This is a genomic window from Pseudofrankia asymbiotica (assembly GCF_001983105.1).
Classification (GTDB): domain Bacteria; phylum Actinomycetota; class Actinomycetes; order Frankiales; family Frankiaceae; genus Pseudofrankia; species Pseudofrankia asymbiotica.
In genome coordinates this window covers 1-14,311 of the sequence record NZ_MOMC01000128.1, presented here as the reverse complement: position 1 = coordinate 14,311, position 14,311 = coordinate 1, and the positions used below count along the sequence as shown (strand labels likewise).

Below are 14,311 nucleotides of genomic sequence, written 5' to 3'. Positions count from 1 at the left end.
ACCCGGTCATGCCCGGCCGCGGTCACCGTGCACAGCCAGACCGCCGCCAGCACCGGCAACGGGTAGACCCGCCCACGCCGGCAACGATGATCAGGTATCGCCGCCAGCCGATCCCAGATCACCCCACGCGACACACCGCCGGCTCCCACCACCCCGGCCGCGGCRCGCGACAATACGCCCACAGGCACGCCGCACTCCAGACCACGCAGACATCAGACATCTCCGTGATCTACAAGCGGCGTGCCTGCCCTTTTACGAACGACACGTGGCCAGGCCGTGTCCACCCCCACGAACCAGCCGCTACCCACCCGGCCTCCACCAATCCGACCGAACCGGCCTACCAGTCAAACCGCGAGCGTGCCGGAACCTTGCCTGGCTGGTACGTCTGAGAGCAGTTCCTTGACGTGGCGGCTCCTGAAGGCGCTTCGCGTCATCGAGTTGAGGCTGGAAGGCGACGACGCCGCCGACGTGACCAATGTGGTGAGCCGGCTGGTGCCGTTGGTGGGTGACCCGGCGCGTGCTGTGGCGCTGTGGGACCGGCTGTTGGTGCTGTCGGCCGAGTACGCGCAGGCCGCCGCGATCGTGACCATCGAGATGCTCGCGCGCGATGTCTCCGCCCTGGTAGACGTCGCTCTACCGCCTCCAGCAGCGACACCGACTCGGGACGACCAAGTCCCGGAGCGATTGCGGCAGCTGCCGGCCGCGTGTGGGCCGCCGTTGCTCGCGGCGTGGCGCGACGAGCCGACGCTTGCCTGGCGGTTGATCACGGCTGTGACCGCGGTCGACGACCGTCCCGCCGCGGTACTGCGACAGTGGCAGAACGCACCGCCTAGCTGGTTGGACACCGCACCGTGGCAGGTTCAACTCGCCGCAGGTGAACTGGCTGTCGCCTACGGAGCCCGCTCTCTCGCAGCTGACCTGTTCGTCGCCGCGGCTGGCCAGGGCGCGTCGCGACGTGGATTCTGGCTCGCTCGCGCGGCGCTGATTCGCGACGAGGACGGCGATGACGCCGGCCGTCAGGAAGCGCTCGCGGCGCTGGAGCCCATCGCGGCCGATAGCGAGCCGTACACCGCCGCCGTCATCGCGTTGCTTTCCGGYGATTCCGACGCCGCGTCCCGACTGTTGGAGCCGTGGGCGCCGGCCGAGCCGACCGAGCGCACGCTTCGTGCGATGCTGCGCCTCCGGCTGACAGCCCCCAGGGGCCTGAATGCCGTGCTGGACCGTGACACTCTCGACCGGGACATCCGGATCCTGGCCGAGGCTCTGCACGAGCAGTGGGCCGCCAGGCTGGCGATCGTTCGCGCCCAACTGTTGATCATGCGGGCTCGGCGGGGCGAGTCCTCGAACTGGGACGCCGATCTGCGTGAAGCACGAGCGTTTGCAGTCAAGGCCCGTGACGATCGACGCACCTATCGTGGGGACAGTGCCGAGGCGGTCGCGATCGCGTGTGACGCCAGCATCCTGCTCATGGACTTCCGCCAGGTCCGTACACTCGGTGCTCCGACGGGCGAGGCCACCGGCATAGAGGCCGCCTCGCCGGACGTCTGTGAGTACGTGGCGATCGCCGCCGTCCAGCTCGGCGATCTCGACCTCGCCCGAGAACGGGCCGCGTATGTGGTCAAAGACGCCGCGAAGGCGCGGATCGACGCATGTATCGCTGAAGCCACCGGGCAGGATTCAGGGCCGCATTGGTGGAGGGCGGCCGAGCTCGCTGAAGGCGATGATGGACAACTCGCGCAGGCACTCGCAGGGCTGGCAGGTCTCGGCGTCAACGGCGTGGCCCGGTTTCCCGAGTTCGCCTACCGCCAGCCGGACGCTGCGATCGAGATCCAAGCCATGGCCGAGCTCGGTGCCGGCAGACCGGGAGTCGCGATCGCACAGCTGCGTGACCGTCGCCGGTCGTCGGTGACTGCCGCGCTGAACCTTTCCCGGGCCTACCAGGCGACTGGGAATATCGACGACCAGGTCCAGACCCTCCGCGACGCTGCTGACTACTTCAACGACCCGTCACTGCGGCATGCCGCCGCGGAAGCACTTGCCCGCGCCGGACGCACCGAGGAAGCCGAACGCGAACTCCAGGCGCTGCTCGCCAGCACCCCTGCCGAGTGGACCGGGCGCGCTGACGCGCTAAGGCTGGCGTCGCAGCTTGCCAACCTCGACGGCCGGTTCGACCGCGTCTGCTACCTGCTGCGCACCGCGCTGCAGATCGAGCCTGAGGACATCGTCGGCCGGTGGGCGCTGATCCGGACCCTGCTGTACCGCGGCGACCTCAGCGAGGCGTGGCGAGCGCTGCACGAGGCACCACAGCCGCTTGACCCGTCGAACGCGGCCGACGCCCGAGCATGGGTGCAGATGTACCGCCGGCGCGGCCGACCAGAGGAAACCATCATCGGTGCTCTGCGGCTACTTCGCCGTTTCGGCGAGGACGAGCAGTTCAGCGCTGGCGTGCTCATGAACCTCATGCTGCCCTGGCCGACAGCCGTCGAGCTGCCGGAGCAGGTCCGAACACAGCTCGCGGCTGAAAGCGAACGCTTCTTCCAACGCTGGCCGAACAGCCCTCACCTACGTCGTCTTCAGATCACAGATCTCGCGCAGACGCGGGCTGACATGATCGATCTGACAAGGCGCAGTGCAGAAGACGAACTGCAGCGACGACGTCTCCTCTACCGCCTTGCCCGCGGCGAGGTGCCCATCAGCTTGCTCGCCGGAATGGTCGGCCGCAGCTACGCAGAGATCTGTGTCCACCGCGCCAACGGCGTGCTCCCGGCGCACCGTCCCGACCCGGACGAGTTCGGTGCCTGCCTGGCGGCAGCCCAGACCGCCGAAGACAGAGACATCGTGATCGACACCCCGGCGATCACCGTACTCCTCAACCTTCCCGACGCGATACGCACGACGGCCATGGGCCGCTTCGCGCGAGTCGTGACTGCCGACGATGTCATGGTCGACGCGCTCGCCGCGAAGGACACTCTCGCTTTCCGGAGCACCTCCGCCATGCAGTACGACGAGCAACAGGATCAAATACAGGTCAGCGAGACCGACGAGGCGGAGGCGGACCGGCTCGCCCTCGAAGCCGATCGGCTACACGATGCCGTTCACGCGCTCACCCGGCTCACACCGCACGGCGAACCGTTGCTCGGCCCTTCACAATCGATGGCGCTGGCGGCATGGGCATCGCCACTGGACMTCGCGCGCGCAGAAGGCGCAACGCTGTGGAGCGACGACCCCACGCTGCGGGCGCTAGCCCGCGGAGCTAGCATCCAGGCGACCTCCACCCAGGCAGTGCTCCAGCACCTCGCAGGCGTCGGCGCTATCACCGACGACCAACTGGAGACCGCCATCCGGGCACTGATCAAAGCCCGTATCGGGGACATGCCGCTCCACGAACAGCGCCTCCTCGACCTCGCCGGAGATGCCGACTGGCAGCCCACCGCCGTCGCTGCCGCCCTCGCCCGGCCCACGACCTGGGCCGACCCGATGCGGACGCTGGCGTTCTACCGGCGCTTGATCACCGAGGTCCAATCACACGTATCGACAGCCGTTCCCCACTGGCTTGGCGCAGCGGTCCGCGGGGCGACCATTCTTCTGCCCCGTCCCGACGCGGCAGCCGGAATCGCCAGCGCCCTGCTCGCGACCACCATCGAGCTCACAAGAACACACGGCGATCTTGTGAGGCACCTCGTGGCTGCGACGCGCCACGCCCTTGCCACGACCGACGATCCTGACCAGACGCCAGCCGCCGACCCGCTCCCCGTGGCCGCAACGCTGTTGCGCGATGCCTGTGCTCGAATGACGACCCACAGTCTCGCTGTCGGCTTCGTCTTCRCAGCCTTCTCCGCACTCGCCGAAGCTGACAAGGACATCGTCGCTAGGGCCATGCTGAGGTAGGACAGCCCGACTCGCGAAGGCAGGCCCGCTGAAGTGCTTGCTGYGGCTGGCCAGGGTGTTGATGTGTATGGCCTCCAGCTTTGTAGGCCGCTGGTGACTGCACGGCGGCGGGGCTACTGGACCCCGGATGTGTCCTGTTTGGCCTTGGGGATTACACACAGGAACGTGGCGAAGCTGAGCGAGCGACAGTGCGAGGTGCTTGAGTCGATCSTGGGCGGGACGCCTGAGCGGGCGTGGCCCGACTTCAGCCATCGGATCATCGCGAGGACGCTGGCGTCCCGTGACGTGGCCAAAGTCGATGGCCACGGCGCCGAGTGGGCCGCGCGTATCACCGACGCCGGAAGAGCGATGCTCGGCGGAGACATGTCGACGTGGAAGGCGGCGAAGCTCGCGATTTCCGGCGACAAGCTGGTAGAAGGGTTGTTTCACGCCGGAGGCGTCCTACGAATCGAGAACCCGGACAAGGAAATCTGGTGGCCTACCGCCGCGCGCTTATGTCGATTCCGCCCGGCGAGATTCCTGACGGAGAACGGGTCACCTACCGCAGCCGGAACCGGGGCGGTCTGATCATCGAACTCGTCGACAAACCGGAGACCGGGCCGTCGCCCCCTGTGCTGCTTCCGATTCCCGACGCTGTCGACCTCCGCCTTCCCCTCCTACAGCATCTGGCCGCGCACCCTCGGCTGCTGGACGTCTCCGACGCGACGCGCGACAGGGCGCTGTTGCTCGTGCAGGCCCTCGCCGAGGAATGCGACCGTCGTGGCCAAGATGCGAGGCAGYGCGATGAGGGACCGGGTTTCGAGCTAGTGATCCGGGGGCCGAGGACTTCGACCTGGTCGTGTTGTTGTGGCCTCCCCGGCCGTAGGATGCTATTACACCGCCCCTCCGGGGCGGACAATCATGGAAGTGCGAACATGCCACCGCTGAGGACCAGTGGCAGAGCTGTAGCACTGCCCTCCAGTGCGGACGATCATTGAAGCTCGCATACCGCGTTGGTGATCACGCGCTTGAAAGTGACGTCGCACCGTCCTTCGGGGCGGACCTTCACTGTGGCGCCAAACTCATGACCCTTTTGGGTGGGTGATGGGAGTCGAGGCGGCGACCCAAATGAACGTCCGCCAATCAGGGCGGTCGTCGCAGGCCTCGACTCCCCTGCTCGCGGTAGATTCCTACTTCAGTGAACTTCCATCCTTTCGGCGTTGCGTGAAACGAAAAGTCGAGAGGTTAGCCCGAATTTTCGACGCCGCCCACGAATCTGAATAGGCGGCGAGGCTTCGGCCCAGACTGGGACCGAGCCCGCTTCGTCGAGCCTACGGGTTCATGTTCTGCGTTCAGGTTCGCCTGGGACGGCGAGACCACGGTGGAGTCGTGTCAGAACGGTCCCTGCGAGGGAATGATGGTCTCAGGTCCAGCTTAAGGAAACTCCCACGTGTGGGGGATAGGTTGATCGGAGATGGTGCGCCGGTGCGAGAGCTAATTCGGGTAATGAGTAGAATTATTCATAGTGGCTGGCCCGATGTAAATCGATTTATCGCCGTCACGTTTTCGTTGGCGATCGTCGTCGTCATGGTTCTCTGGGGCTACCGGGCGTTCGTTGTCGATGGCGGGAGGGGCAGCCCTTTCGTGCCGGTAGACCCGAGAGCGACTGTCCTGGGTCGGTGACGCGACGCGACGCCCGGGCCGCCGTACTCCCGTAAGCCCTGGTTCCGTGCTGCCTCACGCTTGCCGGGACGCCTGATCCGTCCGTCATGCGCAGACGCGCCCCACGTCGCCGGGACTGGCGGGGTGGGGGCGTTCTTGTCGGACCTGCCTGCTATCTATGTCGATCACCAGATGGTCGACTACGGGGAGGAATCAGTTGTCTACGCTGACGTATAGCGAGTTGCGGGTCGCGGTGGCCGGTGTCGGGGTGGGGCTGCGGGCCCGGACGGTGCTGGAGCCGCTGGGTGGCCCTGGTTCGAAGGTGTCTCCGCCGACGTATGGGGATGCGGCTGACCGGCCGACGAAGTACGCGACCGAGAGGCGCCGGCTGCCGGGCCGGGCGGAGCCGGTCGAGTCCGTGCTGTTGGACTCGGTGGCGTCGCAGGCGAACCGGTTCGAGCTGGCGCTGTTGGAGGCGTTCCGGCGGGGTGAGCTGGCGTTGCCGGTGGTGTCGACGGACTTCCGTGACGCGCAGGGTGCCGAGGATCTGGGGTTGGTCTCGTCGTTGCAGGCGCCGCACCGGATCTTCGACGCGCTGCTGCGGGACTCGCTGCTCGATGGCGTGCTGTTCCGGATGAGCAAGGCGGGCCAGGCGATCACGGAGGCCTCCGCGCRCAACGCCGGGGCGCTGTTTCGGTACTCGCCGCACACGTTGCTGTTCGGTGGGTGGGACTCGACGGGGCCGAAGGGTGGGCGGGGTTCGAAGTTCGAGCGGGCGATCACGTCGGAGATCGTGGGTCTCGGGGTTGAGGTGGGTGTCCGTACGGCGTCGCGGCTTGATCCGGCGGGGATCGAGGTGAAAGCGGGCCCGCTGTTCGAGGACGCCGACGGTGAGTGGACGTTGGACGAGGCGCAGGCCGTGCGCAATGACAAGGGCCAGGCGAAGCTGTACGCGCGCGGCGCGGACAAGAGCCCGGGCCGTCCGTCGCATGCGAATCACGGCAATGTCCTGCCGGCGGTGAAGACCGACACGGGTGGGGTGACGGTCGAGGAGATCGTGGCGACGACGGTGCTGTCGTTCATCCAGCTGCGCCGGCTGCGGTTCCCGTTCGACAGCGACGGTCTGGCGGTCGAGCCGGGCGTGCGCGCGGACGCGGAGGCCGCGGCGCGCACGGCGCTGGCCGCGTTGGGTCTGGCGTCGACGGTGCTGGCGTTCGAGGAGGGTTTCGACCTGCGCTCGGGCTGCGTGCTGTTCAGCGAACAGTCGCTGCGGTTCGACCTCGTCCCCGGCCCCGGCCGCCAGATCAGGCCCTTCGGCTTGGAACGGTCCGAGGCGCTGGCGCTCGTGGAGGAGGCTGTCAGCGCCGCGGCGGCGTTTGGGTTGCGCTGGGAGACGGAGGAGGTCCTGCTGCGGCCCGCGCACCGTCTCGCCGAGCTCGTGCGGCGTAGCCGCAGGATCGCCGCGGCCGGCCCGGCAGCGGCGGCGGACAACGGCTGATGGTCGCGATCGAGGTGGAGCTGTTGACGGGTCGCTATGTGGCGTCCCAGTTCAACGACCGCAACCGCAGCGAGTGGCCGCCACACCCGGCCCGGATGTACTTCGCTCTGGTCGATGCCTGGGCGGACGCCGAGGACCCCGACCCGGCGGAGCGGTCCGCGCTGGTCTGGCTGGAGGAGGCCGGCGCCCCGTCCATTACCTGCAGCCCCGATGAGGAGACGGTGCAGCGGGTGGCGGTGACGCACTACGTACCGGTGAACGACCCGTCCGCCGTGCGCGACTACTCGGGCCGGTACGGCCGGTTGACCGCCACGGTCGCCGCCGCACGACAGGCCGAGAGCGAGCCAGGGCATTCCGCCACTGCGGTGGCCCGCGCGGAGCGGGCGGTGAAGGCGGCGTGGGCGAAGGAACGCGGCGAGTCGGCGAAGRCCGCCGCGGCCGGTGGCGCGCCGGCGTCGGTGTTGGACGTGCTGCCGGAGCAGCGGGGTAAGCAGCCACGGACGTTCCCGACCGTGATCCCTACATCCCCGCTGGTCGTGTTCACCTGGCCGACCAGTCCCGGGCTGGAGGAGCACCGTGCTGCGTTGGAGCGGCTGGTGGCGCGGGTCGGCCGGTTGGGGCATTCCTCGACGTTGGTCGCCTGCCGGCTCGTCGAGGACCCACCTGCGCCGACGTTCGTGCCCGACCCGGCCGGGCCTGCGACGTTGCGCATTCCCGGGCCGGGGCAGCTGGCGGGGTTGGAGCGGCATTTCGCCCGGCATGGCGGGGTCGAGCCGCGCCAGCTCCCGACGGTTCACGTCACCTACGAGCTCGCCCGCCCGGTGGCGCCGGCGGGGGTGGAGCCGCCGGCGCCGATCTTCGGGGACGACTGGGTGGTGTATGCGCTGACGGGCGGGCCGAGGCTGTCGGTGACGGACGGGTTGGCGTTGGCCCGGCTGGCACGGGCCGCGTTGCTCGCCCACGCCGAACACCCCATCCCCGAAGTGCTCTCGGGCCATGTGCCCGGCCCGGCCGGGGTGAACACGCCGCCCACGACCCGGCCGCATGTCACGTTGGTCCCGCTGCCCTCCGCCGGTTACCGGCATTCCGACTTCCTGCTCAAGGGGCTCGCGGTCGTGCTGCCGACGGAGCTTGCCGGTGAGGAGCGCGAGGCGGTGTTCGGCGCGCTGCGGCGCTGGCGGCAGGCCGGCGACGACGACGGCGCGGTACTGGCCCCCGACGGAGACCCGGACCGGCGGTGGTCGCTGGTTCGGGTTGACGCGTCGGACGCGCCGGCGACGCTGCGGGCGTCGCGGTGGTGTCGGGCGTCGACCGACTGGATGACCGTGACCCCGATCGTGCTCGACTGGCCCGTAGCCGAACTCGGCGACCGCAGGCCCCAGCGACGCGAGAAGGCCGAGCGACGCGCGGTAGGCCTCGTCGCCCGCGCATGTACCCACATCGGGCTGCCGGAGCCCGCCGACGTGCGGATCCGCCTCGACCCGATGCTGCCCGGCGGGCCACGGCTGCGGGAGTTCCCGCCCTACCTCCCGGACAAGCAGGGCCGACCTCGGCCCCTCGTTCACGCGCTGCTGCGGTTCGACAAACCGATCCGCGGACCGCTGCTGCTAGGCGCTGGCCGGTTCTTCGGCCAGGGCCTCTGCATGCCCCTACCACCCGGCGCCACCGGCCTCGACCACGAGGACGCCCAGCCATGACCGAACTCATCCCACCGGCAGCCGACGAGACGGTCGCGCTGCCGCCCCTGGGTCTCGAGGAGTTCTCCACCTTCTTCACCGAGCTGTGGACGCGCAAGGGCGGCGATCCGGGGTCGGGGCCGACGCCGTTTCTGTGGCAGACCGAGCTGGTTGGCCAGCTGGCGGCGCGTCGACGCTGGCCGGACTTGATCGACCTGCCAACTGGCACCGGCAAGACGAGCCTGCTCGACATCGCTCTGTTCCTACTCGCCCACCAGGCCGACCTGCCCGACGAGCAGCGCTGGATGCCTCGGCGCATCGTGCTCGTCGTCGACCGCCGCGTCGTCGTCGACCAGGCCGACGAACGCGCCCGCCACATCGCCGAGCGACTCACCGACGCGCCCCCCGGCAGCGTGCGCGCGACCGTCGCAGACCGGCTGCGGCACCTGTTCGACGGCGCGCCGGGCGACCCGCCGTTGCTGACGAGCGTCCTGCGCGGCGGGATCATCCGCGACGAGTCCTGGGCACGCCGCCCCGACGTGCCCGCGGTGCTGTCCTCGACCGTGGACCAGGTCGGATCCCGCCTACTGTTCCGCGGCTACGGCGTCAGCCCCGGTATGAGGCCGATCCACGCCGGCCTACTCGGCAACGACACCCTGTTCCTGCTCGACGAGGTGCACCTGTCGCGGCCGTTCGCCGGCACACTGCGCCAGCTCGCCCGCTACCGCGACTGGCGCTCGGGCCCGCACCAGGTCCGCCTCCCGGACCGGTGGCAGGTCGTCGAGCTGACCGCCACACCCACCGAGAACACCGACCCGCGGCCAGGAGATGCGGAACGGTGGCGGTTCCCGTCCGACGAGCTCGACCGCGACCAGCATGAGGTGCTGCGCCGCCGCCTGTCGGCCCGCAAACCGGCCCGCCTGGCGACAGTGACCGTCCCACGCGACGACCGACCCGCGGCCGACGCCGAGTTCGCCCAGCACGCCGCGACCGAGGCCCGGCGCATGCTCGACGAGCATCCCCATGTCCGCACCCTCGGCGTCATCGTGAACCGGGTCGACGTCGCCCGACAGATCGCAGACCTCCTGTCCAGGGACCCACCCACTCCGACCGCGGTCTCCACCGTGCCCTACGAGCCGGCTATGCATCCTGAGGAGGGGGAGGAGATTCCGTTCGCGACGGAATCGAAGCCGGCCGCCGAGACCGGCCCGGCAAAGGTGTTGCTGCTGACCGGGCGGATGCGCCCCTACGACCGCGACCGGCTCTTGACCCAGCACCAGGACCGACTGYGTACTGGTCGCACCCGCGGCCCGCACGACGCGCCGCTGGTAGTTGTGGCGACCCAGGCACTCGAGGCCGGCGCCGACTTCGACCTCGACGGACTGATCACCGAATGCGCCAGCATCGACGCCCTACGACAACGATTCGGACGCGTCGACCGCGACGGACAACTCTCCCAGGCAAGGACACCCGCTCCCGGCCTGATCCTTGTCAGGTCGACCGATGTCACCGGAGGTGTGTCCGGTCCGGGGGACCCGGTGTATGGCCACGCCCTGCGGGCCACCTGGGAATGGTTGTCCCAGCGAGGAAACCTCGACTTCGGGCTGAACCTGCTGCGCGTGCCGAACACCTTGCTGAGTGGGCTGACCCCGCCTGCACGGCAGGCACCGGTGATGCTGCCCGCGCACCTCGACGCCTGGGTCCAGACCAGCCCGATCCCCGACCCGGATCCCGACGTCGCCCGCTGGCTCCACGGCGACCTCGAGCCCGACCTCGACGTCCAAGTCGTCTGGCGCGCCGACCTCACCGAAACGCTCCTGCGAGCCGCCTACGCCGAGACTGCAGCCGATCGGCAGGAGCAGCTCGGTGACCGCCGGCGCCGCGGCACGCCTGGCGGGAGCCTCGTCGACGCGGTCAGCGACCGGATCGCGGCCTGCCCGCCGGTCTCCGGCGAGGCGATGACCGTCCCGTGCTACGTGGTCGAGCGCTGGCTGCGCGGCGAGGACCCGCCCTCATTCAGCGACGCCGATGCCGCCAGCACCCAACAGGACACCCGCCCCGGCCACCACGGCTGGGCAAGACCCTGGGTCCGCTGGCAGGCCGGCAGCGCAGAAGTCCGGGTGCCAGGCCGACGAGGTACCGGCCGCCCAGGGGCGGGTGACGTCGTCGTGGTGCCAGCCGAGTACGGCGGCATCGGCCTCCACCACACCTGGGACCCGACCGCCACGACGCCGGTCGTGGACCGGGCCACCGAATGTATCGCCCTGCAACGCCGCATCGCCACGATCCGCGCCCTCCCCGCAGCGTGGCCCGGCCTGACCGACTTCCCCGACCTGGCCGTGTACGACGACGCCGACTACGACGAGCGCGTCGAGATCCTGCGCGACTGGCTCACCAAAGCGACCGCGTCCCTGACCACGCAGAATCCCGACCTAGCCAGGGCGCTCGCTCACCTGACGACGGCTCTCGGCAGGTCGACGACCCGCGAAGGTGCGCGTCAGGCGCTGGGCCGCGTGACGATCGACATCGTCCGAGGACCGTCCACGGCATCGCCAGGCGAACGCCGCGCTGCCTCGACACCCAGGTCAGAACCCGGATCCCGACCGGGCGGTGCCAGGGGCGCAGGCGCCGCGGACCGTGACACCTTCGATCTCTCGCTCATCATCACGGCAAAACGCCAGATGCCACACCCGACACCCCGCATCGGTCGCCCCACCGCAGAAGGCACGACCCTCGACGCCGACGCCACGAGCAACGACGCGCTGTCCTTCACCGGCGCCGCCCACATCCTGCTCGAAGACCACCTTCCCGCCGTCGGCAAGATCGCCCGACAGTTCAGCACCCGCCTTGGCCAACCCGACCGCATCACCGCTGATCTCGACTTCGCGGGCTGCCTCCACGATCTCGGCAAGGCCGACCGCCGCTTCCAGATCTGGCTACTCGACGGCCGCCAAGACGACGTCGACCCCGCCCATCCGCTCGCGAAGTCACCCGTCCAGCAGACCCGCACCCGGCGCCGCCAGGCCCGCCGGATCAGCGGCTACCCCGACGGCGCACGGCACGAACTGCTCAGCGTCGAGATGGCCACCGCCTCCGGCGTTCTGGACCAGGCCCACGATCTGGATCTCGTCCTGCACCTTGTTGCCAGCCACCATGGCTACTGCCGCCCGTTCCCTCCCCTGGTCTGGGACGACGCACGGCAGGTCGTCGAGTTCCAGACCACGGGCCAGATCTACAAGGGACGCACCGACCACGGCCTCGAACGACTCAACTCCGGCATCCCCGACCGCTTCTGGACCCTCCTCCGCCGCTACGGCTGGTACGGCGCCGCCTGGCTTGAGGCCACCCTCCGCCTCGCCGACCACCACCAAAGCGAACAGGAACAAACCCAATCAGCACTTCCAGCCCAGCGAGCGGACGGAGAGGGCTCCGATGGCTGACGTTGACCTCACCGGCCTGATCGGCACCAACCCCCTCGGATTCCTCGCCGCCCTCGGCGCCCTCGACGTCACCACCCGCCGACTCCCTGACACCCGCCTGACCCTGGCCTGGACCGATGGCCTCGAACCCACCGCCCGCCTCACCGGCCCCGACAGCCTCGACCACCTCATCGACCTCTGCGACACCGACCGCCAGAGGTGGGCCGACTCCCTCATCCTGACCTGGGGCCCCGGCAAGCAACCCATGGCCGACCTGAAACCCGACCCCGAGACCGAACTCATCCCCTGGCTGAACGCGATCCTCGCGGCCATGACACCCGACGACCGCAGGGACGTCGACCTGATCGCCGCGCTCCTCTCCGAAGGCGCCCTCGCCGGCAAGGGCGTCAGCAAACCCACCCACCTGCACTTCACCGCTGGCAAACAGCTCTTCCTCGTCATGGCCCGCGCGCTCCAGGAAGACCTTAAACCCGCCGACCTTCGCGAAGCCTTCACCGGACCGTGGCGCTACGCCTCCACCCTGCCGATCCTGCGCTGGGACCCCAGCGGCGAACGCGTCTACGCCCACACCAGCCGAGCGCCCGAATCGACCAAAGCCACCGGCGTCCCCGGCGCTGACTGGCTCGCGTTCGTCGGCCTCCGGCACTTCCCCGTCACCACCGGCGGCGCCGCACTCCTCACCACCGGCTGCAGCCCCGAGTGGAAACGCGGCGAATTCCGCTGGCCCCTCTGGAACGCCCCCGCGACCAGCCGCGTCATCATGTCCCTGCTCGCCCACCCAGACCTGACCAAGATGACCCAGCCCCAACGCGAACTCTTCTCCGTTCACCGCCTCCTCGCCGCCCCCATCCGCCGCACCGACCAAGGCGGCTACGGCTCCTTCGGCGCCCCCACCGACCTCCCCCCAGCCCCCACCCACACCGCCCTCGCCACCAGCCCGACACCTTGATCCCAAAAAGGCCATCGCGCCGCGCGCCGCGAGCGCTCTGATCACTCGCCAACACGCAGGACCGTTCGCACGCAGGTCAGACCCCTGCACCCGTACCTTGACACCTCCATGGCGCGCCACAGCTGATCTTCCAGCAGACCGCTCGCAACCGCTTACATATCGGCCGCTCAGCGCCCCCGTTATTCAAGAGCTGTCACTCCGTCCGCGAGGACGGACGCTCACTGAAGCGAGTCGACGGCCACGTGGACCCTTTCGGCAGTGAGTACGTCACTCCGTCCGCGAGGACGGACGCTCACTGAAGCCACTGGACCAAGTATTCGTTGACGCTGTCCAACAGGTCGGTCGCTCCGTCGGCGAGGACGGACGCTCACTGAAGCTACTTCCCGGCCCCGAGGTCGGCGTAGTCCCACGGTGGTCGCTCCGTCCGCGAGGACGGACGCTCGCTGAAGCACTGAGGCAAGAGGTTACCGAGACCGTTCTGAGCCATGGTCCTAGGTGCACTGTCCTCCGAGACGGACGATCATTAAAGCGGGACGTAGACTGCGGTGAGGAAATCCTTGGCGCCGGTGGYGCACTGTCGTCCGAGACGGACGATCACTGAAGCGACATCCTTGTGCGYGGCCAGCAACTCGGTCTGAACGCGGCGCGCCGTCCTCCGCGATARACAATCACTGAAGCGGGGAGTTCGACCCACGGCTGAACATTATGCAGCYAGGCGCACTGTCCTACGAGACGGACGATCACTGAAGTTCCCGCAGCGCCATCAGTAGCGCTCACGCCGTCATCGCGCACCGTCCTCTGAGGCGGACAATCACTGAAGCATCATGCGGGGCACCGACTTGCCCGTGCCCGCGGCCGGCGCACCGTTCTCCGATGAAGAGTCGCTCTGCCCGGGAGGGCGGACGATCGCTGAAGGATCAGCACCTCGGTGACGATCAAGCTGCAGAAGTCATGTCGCTCCGCCTGCGAGGACGGACGATCACTGAAGCGCCCCGATCCGGATCGACAGGGCGTTGACCGCGTCGTCGCTCCGTCCGCAAGGGCGGACGATCACTGAAGCGACCTCGCCGGGATCTATGGACGCAACGGCCAGTACTGTCACACCGTCCTCCGAGACGGCGGATCACTGAAGCCTGTGGGGTCGGGCCGGGTTGATTCCCGGCGCCGATCGGCGCACTGTCCTTCGGGACGGACCACGAGCAGGGCGTCGTCGTACTCG

General features: G+C 69.0%; 6 protein-coding genes. All 6 read left to right on the top strand.

From position 1 onward, the window contains the following. Positions 1–399 precede the first annotated feature (399 nt). The 6 genes from BL253_RS37920 (at position 400) to BL253_RS37895 (ending at position 13,092) form a co-directional block, all read left to right on the top strand. Positions 400–3,888, top strand: coding sequence for a PIN domain-containing protein (locus BL253_RS37920; protein WP_076822916.1), 3,489 nt, complete (start codon positions 400–402; stop codon positions 3,886–3,888). 165 nt (positions 3,889–4,053) lie between these two features. After that, on the top strand, positions 4,054–4,455 hold the full coding sequence (locus tag BL253_RS37915) for a hypothetical protein (protein WP_076822914.1): 402 nt from the start codon (positions 4,054–4,056) through the stop codon (positions 4,453–4,455). A 1,291-nt stretch (positions 4,456–5,746) separates the two neighbouring features. Beyond that, a complete protein-coding gene (gene cas7g / locus BL253_RS37910; protein ID WP_076822913.1) occupies positions 5,747–7,027 on the top strand; it encodes a type I-G CRISPR-associated RAMP protein Csb1/Cas7g in 1,281 nt (426 codons plus the stop codon). Beyond that, on the top strand, positions 7,027–8,724 hold the full coding sequence (gene csb2 / locus BL253_RS37905) for a type I-G CRISPR-associated protein Csb2 (protein WP_076822912.1): 1,698 nt from the start codon (positions 7,027–7,029) through the stop codon (positions 8,722–8,724). Before cas7g ends, csb2 begins: the two co-directional genes overlap by 1 nt. Beyond that, entirely contained in the window at positions 8,721–12,143 is a 3,423-nt protein-coding gene (gene cas3g, locus BL253_RS37900) for a type I-G CRISPR-associated helicase/endonuclease Cas3g (protein WP_076822911.1), read from the top strand. Before csb2 ends, cas3g begins: the two co-directional genes overlap by 4 nt. Next, positions 12,136–13,092 carry a type I-G CRISPR-associated protein, Cas3-extension family gene (locus tag BL253_RS37895; protein ID WP_076822910.1) on the top strand — a complete coding sequence of 319 codons (957 nt, stop codon included), beginning with the start codon at positions 12,136–12,138 and terminating at the stop codon, positions 13,090–13,092. The genes cas3g and BL253_RS37895 overlap by 8 nt, the downstream gene beginning before the upstream one ends. Positions 13,093–14,311 lie beyond the last annotated feature (1,219 nt).

What these genes read in the sequence shown, in the direction of transcription:
- BL253_RS37895 (WP_076822910.1), top strand. Translation starts at nt 12,136, where the DNA reads ATGGCTGACGTTGACCTCACCGGCCTGATCGGCACCAACCCCCTCGGA.